This is a genomic window from Pseudomonas asturiensis (genome assembly GCF_900143095.1).
GTDB classification, from domain to species: domain Bacteria; phylum Pseudomonadota; class Gammaproteobacteria; order Pseudomonadales; family Pseudomonadaceae; genus Aquipseudomonas; species Aquipseudomonas asturiensis.
In genome coordinates this window covers 33658-54331 of sequence record NZ_FRDA01000017.1, presented here as the reverse complement: position 1 = coordinate 54331, position 20674 = coordinate 33658, and the positions used below count along the sequence as shown (strand labels likewise).

General features: G+C 58.7%; 20 protein-coding genes. 12 read left to right on the top strand and 8 right to left on the bottom strand.

Annotated elements, in window-relative coordinates:
• Positions 1-100 precede the first annotated feature (100 nt).
• The 4 genes from BUB69_RS23310 to BUB69_RS23295 all read left to right on the top strand — a co-directional run bounded on the left by BUB69_RS23310 (position 101) and on the right by BUB69_RS23295 (position 5635).
• Complete coding sequence (locus BUB69_RS23310) at positions 101-1873, top strand: N-acetylglutaminylglutamine amidotransferase (protein ID WP_073171172.1); 1773 nt, start codon at positions 101-103, stop codon at positions 1871-1873.
• Positions 1874-1877: 4 nt separating this feature from the next.
• Positions 1878-3626, top strand: coding sequence for an N-acetylglutaminylglutamine synthetase (gene ngg / locus BUB69_RS23305; protein WP_073171169.1), 1749 nt, complete (start codon positions 1878-1880; stop codon positions 3624-3626).
• Positions 3627-3709: 83 nt separating this feature from the next.
• The gene (locus tag BUB69_RS23300) at positions 3710-4903 is read left to right on the top strand and encodes an osmoprotectant NAGGN system M42 family peptidase (protein WP_073171165.1); all 1194 of its coding nucleotides are present in this window, start codon (positions 3710-3712) and stop codon (positions 4901-4903) included.
• A gap of 504 nt (positions 4904-5407) precedes the next feature.
• The gene (locus tag BUB69_RS23295; protein ID WP_004879420.1) at positions 5408-5635 is read left to right on the top strand and encodes a YheU family protein; all 228 of its coding nucleotides are present in this window, start codon (positions 5408-5410) and stop codon (positions 5633-5635) included.
• 3 nt (positions 5636-5638) lie between these two features.
• On the opposite strand, the gene csrA is transcribed toward BUB69_RS23295, so the two are convergent.
• From csrA to BUB69_RS23280, 3 genes are all read right to left on the bottom strand, one after another.
• The gene (gene csrA / locus BUB69_RS23290) at positions 5639-5836 is read right to left on the bottom strand and encodes a carbon storage regulator CsrA (protein WP_073171161.1); all 198 of its coding nucleotides are present in this window, start codon (positions 5834-5836) and stop codon (positions 5639-5641) included.
• A gap of 178 nt (positions 5837-6014) precedes the next feature.
• Positions 6015-6827, bottom strand: a complete 813-nt coding sequence (locus BUB69_RS23285; RefSeq protein WP_073171157.1) for an SDR family oxidoreductase — start codon at positions 6825-6827, stop codon at positions 6015-6017.
• 103 nt (positions 6828-6930) lie between these two features.
• Positions 6931-7308, bottom strand: a complete 378-nt coding sequence (locus tag BUB69_RS23280; RefSeq protein WP_073171154.1) for a DUF2784 domain-containing protein — start codon at positions 7306-7308, stop codon at positions 6931-6933.
• A gap of 287 nt (positions 7309-7595) precedes the next feature.
• Between BUB69_RS23280 and BUB69_RS23275 the strand changes: the two genes are divergently transcribed.
• Complete coding sequence (locus BUB69_RS23275) at positions 7596-7754, top strand: DUF3309 family protein (RefSeq protein ID WP_073171148.1); 159 nt, start codon at positions 7596-7598, stop codon at positions 7752-7754.
• Positions 7755-7846: 92 nt separating this feature from the next.
• Here the strand turns inward: BUB69_RS23275 and BUB69_RS23270 are convergent, their stop codons facing one another.
• The 3 genes from BUB69_RS23270 to BUB69_RS23260 form a co-directional block, all read right to left on the bottom strand.
• A complete protein-coding gene (locus BUB69_RS23270) occupies positions 7847-9505 on the bottom strand; it encodes a cation acetate symporter (RefSeq protein WP_073171145.1) in 1659 nt (552 codons plus the stop codon).
• Entirely contained in the window at positions 9502-9813 is a 312-nt protein-coding gene (locus tag BUB69_RS23265) for a DUF485 domain-containing protein (RefSeq protein WP_004879410.1), read from the bottom strand. Before BUB69_RS23265 ends, BUB69_RS23270 begins: the two co-directional genes overlap by 4 nt.
• 236 nt (positions 9814-10049) lie before the next feature.
• Positions 10050-10904 (bottom strand): glycine betaine ABC transporter substrate-binding protein, encoded by an 855-nt coding sequence (locus BUB69_RS23260; RefSeq protein WP_073171142.1) that lies wholly within the window; start codon positions 10902-10904, stop codon positions 10050-10052.
• A gap of 1174 nt (positions 10905-12078) precedes the next feature.
• On the opposite strand from BUB69_RS23260, the gene BUB69_RS23250 reads away from it, so the two are divergent.
• From BUB69_RS23250 to BUB69_RS23240, 3 genes are all read left to right on the top strand, one after another.
• Positions 12079-13377, top strand: a complete 1299-nt coding sequence (locus tag BUB69_RS23250; protein ID WP_024685500.1) for a serine/threonine protein kinase — start codon at positions 12079-12081, stop codon at positions 13375-13377.
• Positions 13370-14182, top strand: coding sequence for an MlaA family lipoprotein (locus BUB69_RS23245; RefSeq protein ID WP_073171136.1), 813 nt, complete (start codon positions 13370-13372; stop codon positions 14180-14182). Before BUB69_RS23250 ends, BUB69_RS23245 begins: the two co-directional genes overlap by 8 nt.
• Positions 14183-14404: 222 nt before the next feature.
• A complete protein-coding gene (locus BUB69_RS23240) occupies positions 14405-15259 on the top strand; it encodes a pirin family protein (RefSeq protein WP_073171370.1) in 855 nt (284 codons plus the stop codon).
• 151 nt (positions 15260-15410) lie between these two features.
• On the opposite strand, the gene BUB69_RS23235 is transcribed toward BUB69_RS23240, so the two are convergent.
• Together BUB69_RS23235 and BUB69_RS23230 are read right to left on the bottom strand one after the other, a co-directional pair.
• The gene (locus BUB69_RS23235; RefSeq protein ID WP_073171132.1) at positions 15411-16595 is read right to left on the bottom strand and encodes a patatin-like phospholipase family protein; all 1185 of its coding nucleotides are present in this window, start codon (positions 16593-16595) and stop codon (positions 15411-15413) included.
• Positions 16596-16645: 50 nt separating this feature from the next.
• Positions 16646-17578, bottom strand: coding sequence for a lipid A biosynthesis lauroyl acyltransferase (locus BUB69_RS23230; RefSeq protein WP_073171129.1), 933 nt, complete (start codon positions 17576-17578; stop codon positions 16646-16648).
• 120 nt (positions 17579-17698) lie between these two features.
• Here BUB69_RS23230 and minC point away from each other — a divergent pair, with 120 nt between their 5' ends.
• The 4 genes from minC (at position 17699) to BUB69_RS23210 (ending at position 20463) form a co-directional block, all read left to right on the top strand.
• Positions 17699-18439: a septum site-determining protein MinC gene (minC, locus tag BUB69_RS23225; protein ID WP_073171367.1), complete on the top strand. Its 741-nt coding sequence runs from the start codon at positions 17699-17701 to the stop codon at positions 18437-18439.
• Positions 18440-18670: 231 nt separating this feature from the next.
• Entirely contained in the window at positions 18671-19483 is an 813-nt protein-coding gene (gene minD / locus BUB69_RS23220; RefSeq protein ID WP_073171126.1) for a septum site-determining protein MinD, read from the top strand.
• The gene (minE, locus tag BUB69_RS23215) at positions 19483-19737 is read left to right on the top strand and encodes a cell division topological specificity factor MinE (RefSeq protein WP_004879390.1); all 255 of its coding nucleotides are present in this window, start codon (positions 19483-19485) and stop codon (positions 19735-19737) included. The genes minD and minE overlap by 1 nt, the downstream gene beginning before the upstream one ends.
• Before the next feature lie 90 nt (positions 19738-19827).
• On the top strand, positions 19828-20463 hold the full coding sequence (locus BUB69_RS23210; RefSeq protein WP_073171121.1) for an RluA family pseudouridine synthase: 636 nt from the start codon (positions 19828-19830) through the stop codon (positions 20461-20463).
• Positions 20464-20674: the final 211 nt, after the last annotated feature.

Here is a 20674-nt window from a genome sequence, read left to right as displayed (position 1 = left end):
TATAACTTTTTGATCTAAAACTACCGCGATTCGCTCGGGTCAGTTTCAGGGTGGCTGGACTTTCTCAGCCACCTCCCCAACGGAAACCCGGTAAGGACTTATGTGCGGACTAGCAGGTGAACTACGTTTCGACCATCAACCAGCGGATCTTGCCGCTGTTGAACGCATTACCCATGAGCTGGCGCCTCGCGGCCCGGATGCGTGGGGTTTTCATAGCCAGGGGCCGATTGCCCTTGGTCATCGCCGACTGAAAATCATGGACCTGTCTGATGGATCGGCGCAGCCGATGATCGACAGCACGCTGGGTCTGTCCATGGCCTTCAACGGCGCGATCTACAACTTTCCTGAGCTGCGCGCCGAGCTTGAAGCATTGGGCTATCAGTTCCATTCCGGTGGTGACACCGAAGTGCTGCTCAAGGGCTACCATGCCTGGGGCGCAGACATGCTGCCCAAGCTCAATGGCATGTTCGCATTCGCCATCTGGGAGCGGGACAGCAAGCGCCTGTTCATCGCCCGAGATCGCCTGGGTGTCAAGCCGCTGTACCTGTCGAAGACCGACAAGCGTCTGCGCTTCGCCTCGTCGCTGCCTGCGCTGCTTAAAGGCGGCGATATCAGCCCTATGCTCGACCCGGTTGCCCTGAATCACTACCTGAATTTCCACGCCGTGGTGCCTGCACCGCGCACATTGCTGGCGGGCGTTGAAAAACTGCCGCCGGCCAGCTGGATGCGTATCGACGCCAGTGGCCAGGTGGAACAGAAAGTCTGGTGGACGCTGCCGTACGGTCCGCATGAGGACGAGAAAAACCTCACCCTGGAAGACTGGCGCGACCGCGTACTCGACAGCACACGCGAAGCCGTGGCGATTCGTCAACGCGCTGCGGTAGACGTCGGTGTACTGCTGTCGGGTGGTGTCGACTCCAGCATGCTGGTCGGTCTGTTGCGTGAAGTGGGCGTTGAAGACCTGTCCACCTTCTCGATCGGTTTCCAGGATGCGGGCGGCGAGCGCGGCGACGAGTTCCAGTACTCGGATCTGATCGCCAAACACTACGGCACGCGCCATCACCAGTTGCGCATTCAGGAAAACGAAATCATCGAGCAACTGCCTGCCGCGTTCCGCGCGATGAGCGAGCCGATGGTCAGCCACGACTGCATCGCGTTCTATCTGCTGTCGCGTGAAGTGGCCAAGCATTGCAAGGTGGTTCAGAGCGGCCAGGGTGCAGACGAACTCTTTGCCGGTTATCACTGGTACCCGCAGGTGGATGGTGCAAGCGACCCGGTTGCAGCCTATCGCGACGCCTTTGTGGACCGCAGTTACGCCGAATACGCTGAAACGGTGCAACCCAAATGGCTGACCGCCAACGATGCAGCTAGTGATTTCGTTCGCGACCACTTTGCGCAGCCCGGCGCCAGCGCAGCCGTCGACAAGGCTCTGCGTCTGGACAGCACCGTGATGCTGGTGGACGACCCGGTCAAACGTGTCGATAACATGACCATGGCCTGGGGTCTGGAAGCGCGCACGCCGTTTCTGGACTACCGACTGGTAGAGCTGTCCGCCCGGATTCCCGGCAAGTTCAAGCTGCCGGATGGCGGCAAGCACGTGCTCAAAGAAGCTGCGCGCATGGTGATTCCATCCGAAGTGATCGACCGCAAAAAAGGTTACTTCCCGGTGCCGGGCCTCAAGCATTTGCAGGGCGATACCCTGAACTGGGTGCGTGAGCTGCTGACGGACTCTAGTCAGGACCGCGGCCTGTTCAACCCGGCCATGATCGACAAGCTACTGACCAATCCGGAAGGTCAACTCACCCCGCTGCGTGGCTCGAAGCTGTGGCAGTTGGCAGCGCTGAACCTGTGGCTCAGCGAACAAGGACTGTGATCCCATGAAACAGAATGCGACGACTTACAGCCAACGCCTGTTGCGCCGACAGTCGCCCTCGTACGAACGTCTGCAGGCGCGTTTCGCCGAAGACGGCAGCCCGCTGGAGGCCGAGCCTCTGGCGTTGCACTGTGGCTGGGGCCGACTGCTGATCGGCCACACCTATCCGGATCCGGCCGCGCTGGCTCAGGACCTGCTGCACGAGAAACCGGGCGAACGAGACATCGCGCTGTATGTGGCCGCGCCTCAACAGGTGCTGGCGCAGGCTCCGCAACAGCTGTTCCTGGATCCTTCGGACACTCTGCGCCTTTGGTTCAGCGACTATCGCCCTGCACAGCGGGTATTTCGCGGCTATCGCATTCGTCGCGCACAGAGCGACGCGGACTGGCAGGCGATCAATAACCTGTACCTGGCGCGTGGCATGCTGCCGATCGACCACTCCTTGCTGACGCCACGTCATCAGGGTGGTCCGGTTTACTGGATCGCCGAAGATGAGAGCACTAACACGGTCATAGGCAGTGTGATGGGGCTCAATCACCAGAAAGCCTTCAACGACCCGGAAAAAGGCAGCAGCCTGTGGTGCCTGGCGGTCGACCCGCAGTGCACCCGCCCAGGCGTCGGTGAAGTGCTGGTTCGGCATCTGGTCGAACATTTCATGAGCCGTGGTCTGAGTTACCTGGACCTGTCAGTGCTGCATGATAACGAGCAAGCCAAGGCGCTGTACGCCAAGCTGAATTTCCGCAATCTGCAGACCTTTGCCATCAAGCGCAAGAATGGCATCAACGAGTCGCTGTTCCTCGGTCCTGGCCCGCAAGCGGAGTTCAATCCTTATGCGCGGATCATCGTCGAAGAGGCTCACCGGCGCGGTATTGACGTGCAGGTGGACGACGCGGATGCAGGACTGTTTACCCTCAGCTATGGCGGACGGCGTATTCGCTGCCGCGAGTCGCTGAGCGATCTGACCAGCGCCGTGAGCATGACCCTGTGTCAGGACAAGAGCCTGACCCATCGGGCACTCAAGGCCGCAGGGCTACGCTTGCCTGCCCAGCAGCGGGCTGGCAGCGAGGACGACAATCGTGCGTTCCTCGAGGAACACCGGCAGGTGGTGGTCAAGCCGCTGGACGGTGAGCAAGGTCAGGGGGTTGCCGTAGATTTGCGCACGTTCGAGGATGTACAGAATGCCATCGAACGTGCGCGCCAGTTCGACACCCGCGTGATCCTCGAGAGCTTCCACGAAGGCCTCGACCTGCGCATCGTGGTGATCGGTTTCGAGGTGGTAGCCGCCGCGATCCGTCGTCCGGCGGAGATCAACGGCGATGGCCGCCATACCATCAAGCAATTGATCGAAGCCCAGAGCCGCCGCCGCGAAGCCGCCACCGATGGCGAAAGCCGCATCCCGATGGACGAAGAGACCGAGCGCACTGTGCGCGAAGCCGGCCATGACTACTCCACGGTGCTGCCGATGGATGAGCGGCTGGCCGTACGCCGCACGGCGAACCTGCACACCGGCGGGTGCCTAGAAGACGTCACAGCAATTCTGCACCCGGTGCTGGTCGATGCAGCAGTACGTGCCGCGCGTGCACTGGATATTCCGGTGGTCGGCCTGGACCTGATGGTCCCGGCCGCCGATCAACCCGAGTACGTGTTCATTGAAGCCAATGAACGTGTCGGGCTGGCCAATCACGAACCTCAACCCACTGCCGAACGCTTCGTCGATCTGCTGTTTCCGCACAGCCTGCCTGCGCATACCTAGACAGCTCCAAGCCTTGGGCTGAAGCGGCGATCCCATTGCCGCTTCAGCTCGTTGTTTGCCGCTTTACCCAAGAGGAGCCTTCCATGACCCCTGCAAATATCCCCGATCCGGATCTGAAGTACCTGCAGAAAGTTCTGTTGGAAATGCTCGCGATCCCAAGCCCGACCGGCTTTACCGACACCATCGTGCGTTACGTCGCCGAACGCCTGGAAGAAATAGGCATTCCCTTCGAACTGACACGCCGGGGCACCATTCGCGCGACGCTCAAGGGCAAACAAAACTCGCCCGACCGCGCCGTCTCCGCGCACCTGGATACCATTGGTGCCAGCGTGCGCGAGGTCAAGGACAACGGCCGCCTGGCGCTGGCCGCTGTCGGCTGCTGGTCGAGCCGGTTTGCCGAAGGCAGCCGGGTCAGCGTGTTCACCGATACCGGCATCATTCGCGGCAGCGTCTTGCCGCTGATGGCGTCCGGGCACGCCTTCAATACAGCGGTCGATGAGATGCCGATCAGCTGGGACCACGTCGAACTGCGCCTTGACGCCTACTGCACCACCCGCGCCGACTGCGAGTCGCTGGGTATCGGTATCGGCGACTTCGTGGCCTTCGACCCGCTGCCGGAGTTCACTGAAAGCGGTCACATCAGCGCCCGCCACCTGGACGACAAGGCTGGCGTCGCCGCCTTGCTGGCTGCGCTGAAATCGATTGTCGACAGCGGTGCCGAACCGTTGATCGACTGCCACCCGCTGTTCACCATTACCGAAGAAACCGGTACGGGTGCTGCGGGCGTATTGCCATGGGACGTGAGTGAGTTTGTCGGGATCGACATCGCACCCGTTGCACCTGGCCAGCATTCCAGCGAGCACGCGGTCAGCGTGGCGATGCAGGACTCGGGCGGGCCTTACGACTATCACCTGTCGCGCCATCTGCTGCGCCTGGGTGTGGAGAACGAGCTGCCGGTGCGCCGTGACCTGTTCCGCTACTACTACAGTGACGCGCACTCGGCGGTGACCTCGGGCCACGACATCCGCACTGCGCTGCTGGCGTTCGGCTGTGACGCGACGCATGGCTATGAGCGCACGCATATCGACAGCCTGGCGGCCCTGAGCAAATTGCTCGGTGCCTACATGCTCAGCCCGCCCGTGTTCGCCAGCGACGCCAAACCGGCTCAGGCTTCGCTTGATCAGTTCAGCCATCAGATCGAGCACGATGCGCAGATGGAATCGGACACTCGAGTACCGCCGGTGGACAGTCTGATCGGGCAGAATCGGGAAGAGTAAAGGCTTCCGATTGTCGATCGTGCTATGCGCTCGTGGTTACAGCCAAGTCATTTGGCTCACTGAATAAGCCAGCAGCACTGACGCGCTTTTTTAACGCGGTAGTGAGAACACCACCGATCGCGACGCGGGTGAAGGCTGAGTTCTGGCGCTGATTCGGGGGGCAATCGGCATGGATGCCGATTGAGCCGCATTGGGCCATGGATGGCCCGTTGCGGCGACCCCCGAATCAGTGTCAGGACGAAGGAACCCCGGCGAAGCCGGGGCCGGAACCGGAGCTAAGGGGTTTGCCTACTTTGCCCCGTCAAAGTAGGTCGCCGAGGGGCGAAAAGGTGACGTGAGTCGAGCGCTGGGCTCACTGAATCCACAGCCTGTGCCATGGCTGCATGCCAACGCGCGGCGATGGGTACGATCACGTTATGTGGGCATCCCCCACTGATGGCCTTATAAATTGCGACATCCGCCATCACCGCACTATCATCGCTGGCTATCGACACGAGAACCACCATGCTCATCCCCTACGACCAGCTGGAACCCGACACCCTCACCCGCCTGATCGAGGACTTCGTCACGCGCGAAGGCACCGACAATGGTGACGAGACCCCGCTACAGACCCGTGTGCTGCGCGTTCGCCATGCGTTGACCAAAGGCCAGGCCGTGATCTTTTTCGACCTGGAAAGTCAGCAGTGCCAGTTGATGCTCAAGCACGACGTGCCCAAGGAATTCTTCGACTGATTATCAGGCAGCAGGCGATCCGGGCTGCTGCTGTGCCAGCTTGTTGGCAATGCGTCGAAAGACCTCGGCGCGATGGATCTTGATGTCCTTGGGCGCATCGATCCCCAGCCGGACCTGATTGCCGTTCACACCCAGAATCTGCACGGTGATGTCGTCACCGATCGAAAAGGTCTCGCCAATTTCCCGCGTCAGTACCAGCATTTGTCGACTCTCTTGTTGTTACAAAAGAGTCAGGGTGCAGCGCAGGACGGGGGGCTTCAATACGGGAATGGCAAATCAGTAACGTCCTTCAAGTGCGCAGGAGCGCACTGACGGAAACGTCCTACCTGCTAGCCAAAAAGGTAGGAAATTTCACTCCGAACGCGCATGGCACGCGCCATCAATGCGCTTGTCGCGCCTTGGCACGCATCTTCGCGCACATGACGGTCATCTCGTCATACATGGCCTCGGGCTGCTTACGCTTCAAGTCCCATGCCATGCGCCCTTCTTCATGAGGCAGGATCATGAATTCGCCTTTGCCGACCTGCTGGAAAATGTGATCGGCGATGTCGCTCGCCGTGATCGGTGATTTTTCCAGCAACCGACCGATCTGTGCCTTCATCGCAGGCGTAGGCCCACGAAACGAGTCCAGCAGGTTGGTCTGGAAGAATGACGGGCAGACGACATGCACGCCCACTTCCTGGTCACGCAGTTCCACCAACAGGCTTTCAGACAAAGCGACCACACCGGCCTTGGCCACGTTGTAGTTACTCATGGCCGGAGCCTGCATCAGCGCGGCCATCGAGGCAATATTGATGATCTTGCCCTTGCTGGCCTGCAACATCGGCAGGAACGCCTTGCAGCCCTTGACCACGCCCATCAGGTTGATCGCGATCTGCCAGTCCCAGTCTTCCAGCGACAGCTCATTGAAGAATCCGCCCGAGGCGACGCCTGCGTTATTGACAATGATGTCGATGCCGCCGAAACGCTCTTCGCAGGCCTGAGCGAACGCGGTCAACTGGCTGTAATCACGCACGTCGCAACGCTGCACAAACCCGTCGCCACCGGCTTCGCGAACCAGGCCCAGGGTTTCCTGCAATCCGGCGTCGTTGACGTCCGACAGCGCCAGACGCCAGCCTTCGCGCGCCCAGCGCAGTGCAATTTCACGGCCCAACCCCGAACCGGCGCCAGTAATCATGATGCGGTTTTGCATAGCGGAATGCCTTGTGATGTACAGGAGTGATCCCAGTGTAATCACAGCCGGTGCCGGGCAACCCCAACATCAGAACGCTGAATACCCAGAGCTAACCCGCGTCTCATACGCGCCTGAGCCTGTGCGCGCCTCGTACCAACAACACGCCGTAGACCGATGCGTTAACCAACACAACGATGCCTCCCAGCCAGAGCTGGATCTGTGGCGTCAGCGCTGCGGGGTAAATCAGCGGGATGAGGTAGTGCTCGACGAAACCTCCGTCATAACCCTGCACGCCCGCCCTGCTGCGCAACGCGTTTTCCAGCGGCGTCAGCGGACAATACAGATGCAGGAACTCGACAGCCGCGCCCCATACCATCGCGGGAACGTGCAGCACTGCTGCCCAAGGCCAGCGCAGCACGAGTAAACCGCCGAACAGGACAAACAGAATAAATGCCAGATGAAAAAACACCACAGCATCGGCAGCAACGCGGTAGATCATCGAGACGTCCTTAATCGGTCAGCAGGCGGGAGCGGATGTTTAGAGGCGGCATTAGTTCAATCTTTTATCAGCGTTTCTTGATATATACGACACTGGGAAATCCTCAAAAATATCTGTAAGCCACTGATAGTAAAGAATTTTAAAAATTGTAAGTTTTTATTCTTCATCAGCCGAACCTTTCACGATTTGCCGGAGTCGGATGTTTCAAGCAGGTAAAATCCAAAGCCTTAGAGCTGAAAGATTTTAACTGCAGGAACTCTAACCGGAATTACAAGAAGGAACTCATCATGGGCATCGGCACTATTCTTATCATTGTTCTGATTCTGCTGCTGGTCGGCGGCCTGCCGGTCTTCCCGCACTCGCGCAGCTGGGGCTACGGTCCGTCGGGCGTGATCGGTACGATCCTGATCATTCTGCTGATTCTGGTATTGCTCGGCAGAATATAACGTTCTGCTCAAAGCCCCGCTCTTGCAAGCGGGGCTTTTTATTGGACAAAAAAAAGCAGCCCGCGGGCTGCTTTTTTCATGTCGCGTATCGCTTAGTGTGACACCGCACCGCTGGCACCCAGGCCAGTCTGCGAGCGCACGAACTGCGGGTAGAACAAGGCGCGCTCGCCCTCTGCCGCTTTCGACTTGTCGGTGATGGAGAAGAACCAGATACCCACGAAGGCAATGGCGATGGAGAACAGCGCCGGGTATTCGTAAGGGAAGATGGCTTTCGGGTTGTGCAGGATCTGCACCCAGATGGTAGGACCGAGCACCATCAGCACAACTGCGCTGATCAACCCCATCCAGCCGCCGATCATGGCGCCACGGGTCGTCAGGTTTTTCCAGTACATGGAAAGCAGCAGGATCGGGAAGTTGCAGCTCGCCGCTACCGAGAACGCCAGGCCAACCATGAACGCGATGTTCTGGCTTTCGAAGGCGATGCCCAGCAGGATGGCCACGACCGCCAGAGCGATGGTGGTGATCTTCGAGATGCGAATCTCATCCTTCTCGTTGGCCTTGCCTGCCTTGATCACGCTGGCGTACAGGTCGTGAGACACCGCCGATGCACCGGCGAGGGTCAGACCGGCTACAACGGCCAGAATGGTCGCGAACGCAACCGCCGAGATGAAGCCCAGGAACAGACTGCCACCCACTGCGTCTGCCAGGTGAACCGCCGCCATGTTGTTACCGCCCAACAGCGCACCGGCCGCGTCCTTGAACATCGGATTGGTGCTGACCAGCAGGATCGCGCCGAAACCGATGATGAAGGTCAGGATGTAGAAGTAACCGATGAAGCCGGTGGCATACAGCACAGACTTGCGGGCTTCCTTGGCATCGCTCACGGTGAAGAAGCGCATCAGGATGTGAGGCAGACCTGCAGTACCGAACATCAGGGCCAGGCCCAGCGAGAACGCCGAGATCGGGTCTTTCACCAGCCCGCCAGGGCTCATGATCGCTTCACCTTTAGGGTGAACCTTGATTGCCTCGGAAAACAGTACGTTGAAGTCGAAGTTGACGTGCTTCATCACCATCAGCGCCATGAACGAGGCACCGGACAGCAACATCACGGCCTTGATGATCTGTACCCAGGTGTTCGCCAGCATGCCGCCGAACAGCACGTACAGGCACATCAGGATACCAACCAGTACCACCGCGACGGTGTAATCCAGCCCGAACAACAGCTGGATCAGCTTGCCGGCACCGACCATCTGGGCAATCAGGTAGAACGCAACCACGACCAGCGAACCGCAGGCTGACAGGGTGCGAATCTCTTTTTGCTTGAGACGATAGGAGGCCACGTCGGCAAAGGTGTACTTGCCCAGGTTACGCAGGCGCTCGGCGATCAGGAACAGAATGATCGGCCAGCCCACCAGAAAGCCGATCGAGTAGATCAGGCCGTCGTAGCCGGAGGTGTACACCAGCGCGGAAATACCCAGGAAGGACGCCGCCGACATGTAGTCGCCCGCGATAGCCAGACCGTTCTGAAAACCCGTGATCTTGCCGCCTGCCGAATAATAGTCCGACGCTGTCTTGTTTTTCTTCGAGGCCCAGTAGGTGATGTAGAGCGTAAAGCCGACGAACGCCAGGAACATCACGATCGCCGAAACGTTCAGGGGTTGTTTTTGTACCGCCCCGGTCAGGGCATCTGCCGCCATGAGGGCCGGCGCACAGACAGAAAGGCCAATGGCCAGAGATAGACGACGGATCATTGCTGAGCCTCCTTGAGAATCGCATTGTTCAGGTCGTCGAACTCGCCATTGGCGCGGCGTACGTAAATGGCCGTCAGGACGAATGCCGAAACAATCAGGCCCACCCCGATCGGCATTCCCCAGGTAATAGAAGAGGTCGCGCTCAGTTTGGCACCCAGGATATGTGGCCCGTACGCAATCATCAGGATGAATGCAGCGTAAAGTCCAAGCATGATCGCCGAGAGAATCCAGGCGAAACGCTCTCTCTTGGAAACCAGCTCCTTGAAACGCGGGCTGTTTTGAATCGAGAGGTAAATGCTGTCGTTCATTGTTTTTGTCCTCGCAGCACAGATGAGATGTCACGTATTCCACTTTAGTCAGGTCCGGCGCGCACTCCAGACGACCTTAGTATTAGAACGACATTAGCCGTGGATTCGTGATGCTGCACAGGATCGTGAATCTTCCACCTCACTGGCGCTTGAAAACAGGGGCACCTGACACGCAAAAGGCCGTCGGGCAATGACGCCCGACGGCCTTGTAAGCATTGAAGCAGACGCTTGGGGCGTTATTTGGCGGTCCACTCCGCAACGCGGTCAGGGTGCTTGGCCACCCATTCCTTTGCAGCAGCTTCAGGCTTGGCGCCGTCCTGGATGGCCAGCATGACCTCGCCAATTTCGTCCTTCGACGCCCACTGGAACTTCTTCAGGAACGCCACAACGTCAGGCGCTTTCTTCTCAAGGCCCAGGCTTGCAACGTTGTCGACTGTTTCAGCCGCGCCATAGACACCCTTTGGATCTTCCAGGAAGCGCAGTTTCCACTTCGCGAACATCCAGTGCGGCACCCAGCCGGTCACGGCAATGGATTCGTTACGTTTTTCGGCCCGGGTCAGTTCGGCAATCATGCCAGCGCCAGAACTGGCCTGCAGCTTGTAGCCGTCCAGTCCGTAGTCCTTGATGGCCTGATCGGTCTTGATCATGACGCCTGAGCCTGCATCGATGCCGGTGATCTTCTTCTTGAAGGAATCATCGGTCTTGAGGTCTTCGATGGATTTGGCTTTCACGTATTCCGGCACGATGAGACCGATCTTGGCGTCCTTGAAGTTGGGTCCGTAGTTGACGACCTGATCCTTGTATTTGGCGTAGTACTCACCGTGAGTACCCGGCAGCCAGGCGGACAACATCATGTCCAGCTTGTCGGTGGCCACGGCCTGCCACATGATCCCGGCCGCCACGGATTGCAACTTGACGTCATAACCCAGCTTTTGTTTGAGCACTTCGGATGCCACGAAGGTGGTGGCCACGCTGTCGGACCAGCCTTCTACATAGCCAATGGTCAGCGTCTTGGTTTCAGCAAGGGCCAGCGTGGAGCTGACAGCAAGTACCAGAGCGGCACCCGCCCCCAGGATTTTTCGCATCTTCATCGTCACTTCCCCGGAAGTCCTGCACCGACGGTTGTCGGGCATGGTTAACGTTGTTTTTCAAGACCGCCTGCGTGCCCGGCTTTGGGGCACGCGGCGACCTTCACGCTTTGATCGGTCCTGCGCGCAATGTCACGCACCGCAACGCCACCTTGATGATCAACCTGCACAGGGTTGCGACATGCTCTGTCTGCGACACCTGAACAACGGGAAACGACATCACCAAGCCATCAGCGACATGGGTGGCAAAAAAAACCCGAAATTCCGTCTGGATCTTGCATGTCGGCAAAAAAACCAACGCTTGACCGGGGACGTCAACCAACGACGACGTGTCATGTTGAGCCGGGCTGAGCCGGAAACAGGATGTGTTACCGCGCCTTGCTGGAGCACGGCTGTTTCGGGTAACACGGAAACAATCTGACACGCGCCAAGCCCGCCTCGCACGTCGCATTTTTTATAAACCATTGATTTATATAGATTTATAAAAGTTGGCACAGCTTCTGCTATCTCTCCTGCACAACAAAAACAAGAAATGCGCAGCAAACCAATAAGAACAAGACGTAACGGCTCTGACATAACAAGAACAACACGGACAGAGACGCAGCTAACAGATTTTTTTGGAGTGGATCAGCTTTACAGGGACTTCTCCTACTGAGGCCCCGCGATCGGACAGAGAACAATAAAACTACCCCGAGGTAGTGCCAGAACCGGTTGGACCATGATGTTGTGCAGACAGGTGGTTAAAGTGAATCAGCGCTCAAAAAAATACGTTTGCTCTTGACCCCGGATGGGGGTCGCACAAAAACGCTGTAAAGGGTCAGGTACCAAAAACAACAACAGCCACCCTATAACAATAAAAAGAGCCTGCAAAACACACTAGAAGGAGAGCCCCGGCTCTCCTTTGTGCTGTCTGCCTGTCAGGCCTGCGCTCTGTCTCCAGTAACACCCTGCCCCTCTGACACTGCCTGCTCTGCGGATCGCGCCGCTGCCACCTCGCTTAGACGCTAAAAACCGGTCTGGCGTAAAAAAACGCACAGATGTGCATTGCAAAATCCACAGACCGTGTATTGTTCCGTCAGGTTTACAAAGGTTCTTCCGGCAATGCGGCACTTTGGCACTATCCCGGTGGTCATAGCCTGCGTACCTCATCAGCACTTCTTTCCCAAGGGATTTAGTCATGCTCCGTTTTCTGCGCTTCGCTACCGTTCTTGGTGGCCTGTGTTTAAGTGCGTCCGCTCTGGCGACCAATGTCGACCCCGCTACCTATGGCTACCCGCTGACTAACCCGTTTGAAGCAACCATTGCTACAACGCCGCCCGACTTGCGTCCCGACCTGCCTGATGATGAAGACATCGATCAGGATGTCTACACGCTTAACTTGCACCCTGAGCGTGAATTCACGCTGCCCGACAACTTCTGGGCCGTGAAGAAACTGCACTACCGCCTGGCCAAACAGGATCACGCCGCGCCGCTGATCTTCCTGATTGCAGGCACGGGCGCGCCTTACAACAGCACCATCAATGAATTCCTGAAAAAGCTGTATTACGGCGCGGGCTACCATGTTGTGCAGTTGTCGTCGCCCACCAGCTACGACTTCATGAGCTCGGCTTCACGCTTCGCCACGCCCGGCATTTCCAAGGATGACGCAGAAGACCTTTATCGGGTGATGCAGGCCATCCGTGCCCAGCAGGCCCAGTTGCCTGTTACCGACTATTACCTGACCGGTTACAGCCTTGGCGCACTCAATGCTGCATTCGTCAGCCAACTGGACGAAACCCGACGCAGCTTCAACTTCAAGAAAGTGCTGTTGCTCAACCCGCCAGTCAATCTGTACACCTCGATCAGCAACCTCGACAAACTGGTGCAGACCAACGTCAAGGGCATCAACAACACCACAACCTTCTACGAACTGGTGTTGGCCAAGCTGACGCGCTACTTCCGGCAAAAGGGTTACATCGACCTTAACGACGCCCTGCTGTTCGACTTTCAACAGTCCAAGCAGCACCTGACCAATGAACAGATGGCGATGCTGATCGGCACCTCGTTCCGCTTCTCGTCGGCCGACATCGCGTTCACCTCAGACCTGATCAACCGTCGTGGCCTGATTACGCCGCCCAAGTTTCCGATCACTGAAGGCACCAGCCTGACCCCCTTCCTCAAGCGCGCCCTACAGTGCGACTTCGACTGCTACCTGACCGAGCAAGTAATCCCGATGTGGCGTGCCCGCACCGACGGTGGCAGCCTGCTGCAACTGGTGGATCAGGTCAGCCTGTATGCACTCAAGGATTACCTGCACAGCAACACCAAAATTGCAGTCATGCACAACGCAGACGACGTGATTCTGGGCTCCGGTGACCTGGGCTTCCTGCGCAAGACTTTCGGCGATCGCCTGACCGTTTACCCTTACGGCGGCCATTGCGGCAACATCAATTACCGCGTCAACAGCGACGCCATGCTGGAGTTCTTCCGTGGCTAAACGTCTTTTACTCCTTGCCGCCCTGCTCAGCGCCGGCACGGCCCAGGCCGCTGACGCGGACACCAGCAACAAAGCCCAGCACCCTGCGACCGTCACACGTCAGGTGGACGCTGACGGTTTCACCCAGCCGTTGAAGTCGCTGCAGTTCAACCCGGGCCTGGACCAGCGTGAGTTCGAGCGTGCGTCCATCAATGCCCTGGAAGTCTACGACCCGCTGGAGTCCTGGAACCGCCGGGTCTATCACTTCAACTACCGCTTCGACGAGTGGGTGTTCCTGCCGGTCGTGAACGGCTATCGCTACGTGACTCCTGGCTTTGTGCGCAGCGGTGTCAGCAACTTTTTCAGTAACCTGGGCGACATTCCCAACCTGCTGAACAGTCTGCTGCAGTTCAAGGGCGAACGCTCGATGGAAACCACCGGCCGCTTGCTGCTCAACACCACCATCGGCATTGCCGGTCTGTGGGATCCGGCGACCATGATGGGGCTGCCGCGCCAGAGCGAAGACTTCGGTCAAACGATGGGTTTCTATGGCGTGCCTGCAGGTCCTTACCTGGTGCTGCCGCTGTTCGGTCCATCCAACCTGCGTGACACCGGCGGGCTGCTGGTCGACTACACCGCAGAAACGCAGATCAACTTCCTGAACGTGGCTGAAGTCAGCAACGATCACCCGGAAATCACCGTGCTGCGGGCCGTCGACAAACGCTATGTGACCAGCTTCCGCTATGGCCAGTTGAACTCGCCTTTCGAGTATGAAAAGGTGCGCTACGTCTACACCGAGTCACGCAAGTTGCAGATCGCCGAATAAGCGAAACGCGCTGAAAAACGGCCAGCCCGATCACTCGGGCTGGCCGTTTTTGTTTGGGAGCTGGCTACGCGTCTCTTCAGAAAGCGGACGTGGGCATCCATAAGCTTCAAAACACGACACATCTATCGATCAATCCGATCAAGCCGCCCCACTATTCAAACCCATCTATCGATCCAACAGGCATACCATAGGTCCATTACCCCCTATGAGGAGTGCATGTTCATGACTCAATTTCGTAAAGTCCTGTCGATCCAGGCCGGCCAGCCGACTTCCGATGGTGCCGGCGTGCGCCTGACGCGGGTGTTTGGCGGCCAGGGCGTCGAGCAGTTCGACCCTTTCCTGATGCTCGACGAGTTCGGCTCCGACAAACCCGACGATTACATCGCAGGCTTTCCGCCACACCCGCATCGCGGCTTCGAGACCGTGACCTACATGCTCGAAGGCCGCATGCGCCACGAAGACCACATGGGCAACGTCGGTCTGCTGCAAGGCGGTGGCGTGCAGTGGATGACCGCAGCACGCGGCATCATCCACAGCGAAATGCCTGAGCAGGAAGAAGGTGTGATGCGCGGCTTCCAGCTGTGGCTGAACCTGCCGGGCAAGAACAAGCTGGCCGATGCCAGTTATCAGGACATCCAACCGGAAAACATTCCTCGTCTGACCACACAGGCAGGCGTCGACGTGGTGGTGATCGCCGGTCAGTTCGATGACGGTCAGGTTCAACAGACCGGCGCCGTGCAGCGCCCCGACACCGAGCCCCTGTATTTCGATTTACACCTGCCGGCAGGCAGCGGCATCAGCCCACGCATCCCGCAAGGTCACCGTGCATTGCTCTACGTGTATGAAGGCAACATTGAGGTGCAAGGCTGCGCACAAGCGATCGGCACTCGCCGCATGGCGCGTCTGGGCGATGAAGGCGAACTGCACATCACTAGCGAAAACGGTGCGCGCGCCCTGCTGATCGCAGGCAAACCGCTGCGAGAGCCGATCGTGCAGTATGGGCCGTTGGTGATGAACACCCGTGAGGAGATCGAACAGGCACTGCGCGATTTCCGGGATGATCGTTTGACGGCGTGATGTCAATTGTCCTGGCCGGAAGCAACGTATGAAAAACAGGCAACCTGCTGAATAAAGGCGTTTTTTTTGTATGAGCGAGCTTGCTCGGGAAAGGGCCAGCGCTGATCAACACATGATGTGTTCGCGCTGGCCTTGCCCATCGGCACACGCCTCAAGGCAGCCGCAAAAACCGCTTCAACTCCGCCCCTTGAGCCATCGCGTCGTGCCGCCCCAGCTCGATCAATTCGCTGCAGTACCCCGATTCGAACAGCAGATAACTCAATACGCTGGCACCACTGGTCTTGGTCGCGCCCGGACCGCGCAGAAAGGTGCGCAATGCAGGTGGCAGCTCGCGACGATGGCGGGCAGCGATCTCGTCCAGCGGCTGGCTCGGGGAGATGACCAGTACCTCTACCGGCGCCAGGCCTGGCTGACAGCGGGCCTGCTCATCCGGCAGTAGCGCACTGGCCATGTTCAACCGCTCGAGCAGTTCGATGTCGCTTTCCAGATTATCGATGAACGTACTGTTGAGCATGTGACCACTGATCTGCGCCAGGCTGGGTTGTGCCCCACTGGTGGGTCGCGTGGCCTGCTTCCCGGCCTGCAGACCGCGCGGGTTGCCGCTTACGCCGACGACCAGCACGCGGTTGGCACCCAGGTGCAGCGCCGGACTGATGGGGGCCGACTGGCGTACTGCGCCGTCGCCAAAATACTCGTCCTCCAGCTTGATCGGCGCAAACAGCAGAGGTATGGCCGAGCTGGCGAGCAAGTGGTCGACCGTCAATTGAGTCGGCTTGCCGATGCGCCGGTGACGCAGCCAGGGTTCGATGGTGCCACGTCCCTGATAGAAAGTGACCGCTTGCCCGGACTCGTAACCGAATGCTGTCACCGCCACGGCACGCAGGTGGTGAGCCTCGATGGCGGCATTGATCCCGCCGAGGTCCAGTCGTTCGGTCAGCAGGTCACGCAAGGGCGAGCTGTTGAGCAAGGCCACCGGAATGTTTCGGCCAAGTCCGGTCATGCTACGGCCGAAGAACCGCGCGGCCTGACGAATCACGCCGGGCCAGTCGCTGCGCAGCACCTGATGGCTGCGGAATGACTGCCAGAACTCGGTCAATTGATGGATGGCAATACGAAAATGCAATGCGCCGCTGGCCAGCTTCACGGCATTGATCGCACCGGCGGATGTGCCGACGATGACGGGAAAGGGATTGGGAGAACCGGGTGGCAACAGGTCGGCAATGCCTGCCAGTACTCCGACCTGATACGCAGCACGTGCACCGCCGCCTGAAAGAATGAGCCCGGTGACAGGCTCGACATCGTGTGCAACAGGGGTCGCTACGGCGGATTCTGGCATCTACAACTGACCTCGATGATCAACGACGCTTTTTATTGTGTTTCTGCTTTTTATTTATGCTTCTTGTATAGCTTCGGTTCGCTGGCAGGTCGACTCTTGAAGCGTCGATGCGCCCAAAGATATTGCGACGGGCACTCGGTGATAGCACTTTCTACCCATTGATTGATGCGCAGGCAATCGGCTTCGTCGCTCTCGCCGGGAAAATCCTGCAGCGGCGGATGAATCACCAGTCGGTAACCGCTGCCGTCCGCCAGACGCTGCTGAGTGAACGGTACGACCTGAGCGCGGCCCAGCTTGGCAAACTTGCTGGTCGCCGTCACAGTCGCCGCCTGAATGCCGAACAGCGGCACGAACACGCTCTGTTTGGCGCCGTAGTCCTGATCCGGCGCATACCAGATCGCACGGCCCGCGCGCAGCAGCTTGAGCATGCCGCGCACGTCTTCACGTTCCACAGCCAGCGAATCGAGGTTGTGACGCTCGCGACCACGCCGCTGGACGAAGTCGAACAGCGCATTGCGGTGTTCGCGGTACATGCCATCGATGGTGTGCTGCTGACCAAGCAAGGCCGCGCCGATTTCCAGCGTTGTGAAATGCAAGGCCATCAAAATGACGCCTTCACCCTTGTCCCGTGCGTTCTGCAGATGCTCCAGCCCTTCCACGTGCGCCAGCTTCGCCAGCCGCTCTTTGGACCACCACCAGCTCATGGCCATTTCAAAGAAGGCGATACCGGTGGAGGCGAAGTTTTCCTTGAGCAAGCGCTTGCGCTCGGCAGAGGACAATTGAGGAAAACACAGCTCCAGATTGCGTGAGGCGATATATTTTCGATCAGTGGCGACCCGGTACATCACCGCGCCCAGCAGCCGACCAATGACTAGCAGCACACGAAACGGCAACTGCACGATCAGCCACAGAAGCCCCAGCCCCAGCCATAGCGGCCAGAAACGGGGGTGAAGGAAACGGGCGTTAAAGCGCGGGCGATCCATTTGGGCTTCCGTCAGAACAAAGGCCGCGCATTCTACATCGGTTCGACCGGCTTGCGGCCTGCGGGCGTTCTCGTTATAAGTCTCGGCACTTTTAGCGACAAGCTGTTGTGTAAGCCGACCATGAGCCAGACTGAATCGCAAAACCCGGAACCTGTATTTCAGCTCAAGGGCAGCATGCTTGCCATCACCGTGATGGAGCTGGCCCGAACCAATCTTGAAGCGCTTGACCGGCAACTGGCGGCCAAGGTCGCGCAGGCGCCCAACTTCTTCAGCAATACACCGCTGATCCTGGCTCTGGACAAGCTCGCGCCCAACGAAGGCTCGGTGGACCTGCCGGGCCTGGTGCGCATCTGCCGCCAGCACGGGCTGCGCACCCTGGCGATCCGCGCCAACCGCATCGAAGACATCGCGGCCGCCATCGCCGTCGACCTGCCCGTGTTGCCGCCATCCGGCGCCCGCGAGCGGGTACTGGACCCGGTTGAAGTCGAGGCACCGAAAAAGATTCCGGAAAAACCACCCGAGCCCACCATCAAGCCAACCCGCGTGATCACCGCGCCGGTGCGCGGTGGTCAGCAGATTTATGCCCAGGGTGGCGATCTGGTCGTGGTTGCTCCCGTCAGTCCCGGTGCGGAACTTCTGGCCGATGGAAACATCCATGTGTACGGCCCAATGCGCGGAAGAGCGCTGGCAGGCATCAAGGGCGATACCAAGGCACGGATTTTCTGCCAGCAACTGAGCGCCGAGCTGATTTCGATCGCCGGGCAGTACAAGGTGTCCGAAGACCTGCGCAGGGACCCGCTGTGGGGCTCGCCGGTACAAGTCAGCCTGTCCGGTGACGTGTTGAACATCATTCGGCTTTAACGGATACTGCCGCCATTTTCAAAGCATCCCTGATTCGTCGCGAAAACGTAGTAAAGGTTGTAGGAAATCCTGAGGAGCATTGCTTCTCAGCCGGCATTTGAGTCGAAAGTTGCAGCGTGGAGCTCTCTTTCCAGTATCAGGCCACAAGATTTCCATAATTCTTCGACTAACGCCGCGTCAAGGGATGCTCATCAGGGACCAAAAGTCCTTTTCCTCTAGGGGTGATTCACCTTGGCCAAGATTCTCGTTGTTACATCCGGCAAGGGTGGTGTGGGCAAGACCACCACCAGCGCCGCTATCGGTACAGGCCTCGCACTGCGCGGCCACAAGACTGTCATCGTCGACTTCGACGTCGGCCTGCGTAACCTCGACCTGATCATGGGTTGCGAACGTCGCGTCGTGTATGACTTCGTCAACGTGGTCAATGGCGAGGCCAATCTGCAGCAGGCCCTGATCAAGGACAAGAAGATCGAAGGCCTGTTCGTACTTGCAGCCAGCCAGACCCGTGACAAGGAAGCATTGACCAAGGAAGGCGTCGAAAAAGTCCTGATGGAGCTCAAGGAGTCGTTCGAATTCATCGTCTGCGACTCTCCGGCAGGTATTGAGACCGGCGCGCACCTGGCGATGTACTTCGCCGACGAAGCCATCGTCGTGACCAACCCGGAAGTCTCGTCGGTACGTGACTCGGACCGTATGCTGGGCCTGCTGGCCAGCAAGTCCCGTCGCGCCGAAAACGGCGAAGACCCGATCAAGGAACACCTGCTGTTGACGCGCTACAACCCTGAGCGTGTCAGCAAAGGCGAAATGCTGGGCGTTGAAGACGTCAAGGAAATCCTGGCTGTCGCCCTGCTGGGCGTGATTCCGGAGTCCCAGGCTGTACTCAAGGCGTCCAACCAGGGCGTGCCCGTGATTCTGGACGAACAGAGCGACGCAGGTCAGGCCTACAGCGATGCCGTTGATCGCCTGCTGGGCAAGACTGTGGACCACCGGTTCCTGGATCAGAAAAAGAAAGGATTGTTTGAACGCCTGTTCGGGAGCAATTAATGAATATTTTTGACTTCTTTCGTGACCGCAAAAAAGAAAGCACGGCTTCGGTCGCGAAAGAGCGTCTACAGATCATCGTTGCGCACGAGCGTGGCCAGCGCAGTACACCGGACTACCTTCCTGCCCTGCAGAAAGAGCTGGTGGAAGTGATCCGTAAATACGTCAATATCGAGTCCGACCAGGTACAGGTCGCTCTGGAAAATCAGGGCAGCTGTTCGATTCTGGAACTCAATATCACTCTGCCTGATCGCTGATCAGGCAGTCGCCCACGGCGGTATCGGTGCCCTCCCCAAGAGGTAGCACCTTTACCGCCGTTGGCGTTTCTCGCGTTTCGAGGCCGTTGCATGCCGTTGTCGAACATCCGCATCATTCATCAGGACGCTGCCGTTCTGGTGATCGATAAGCCTACCCTGCTGCTTTCCGTCCCCGGTCGTGCCGACGACAACAAGGATTGCCTGATTACCCGCCTGCAGGAAAACGGCTACCCAGAAGCCCGTATCGTCCATCGTCTGGATTGGGAAACCTCGGGTATCATCCTGCTGGCGCGCGATGCCGACACCCATCGCGAACTGTCACGCCAGTTTCATGACCGTGAAACCGAAAAAGCCTACACCGCACTGTGCTGCGGCCAGCCTGCGCTGGACAGCGGCAGCATCGATTTACCCCTGCGTTACGATCCACCGACCAAGCCGCGCCACGTGGTGGACCACGAAGCGGGCAAGCATGCGCTGACCTTCTGGAAGATCATCGAGCGCTACGACACGCATTGCCGGGTCGAGCTGACGCCAATCACCGGTCGCTCTCACCAGTTGCGGGTGCATATGCTGTCCATCGGGCATCCGTTGCTGGGCGACGGTCTTTATGCACATCCCGAAGCACTGGCGGCGTACCCGCGCCTGTGCCTGCACGCCAGCATGCTGAGCTTCACGCACCCGGTGACCAGCGAGCGATTGACGTTTGAGTGCCCTGCGCCGTTTTGATCGCAGCTTTCATCGCCACGTCCAATACCTTTCAACACCACGTAACCGGCTGAAAAGACGCTATCCCTTGCGGGCGGCGGCTTGCCGGCGATGGTGTCGGTTCAGTCGCTGACAGGGCGCTTGCGGCACCGCATCGCTTGCACGTCACCTCCCACGATCTCGTATGACGATGAAACACAGGGATGTATCCCACGTACAGAGTTCATGGCCA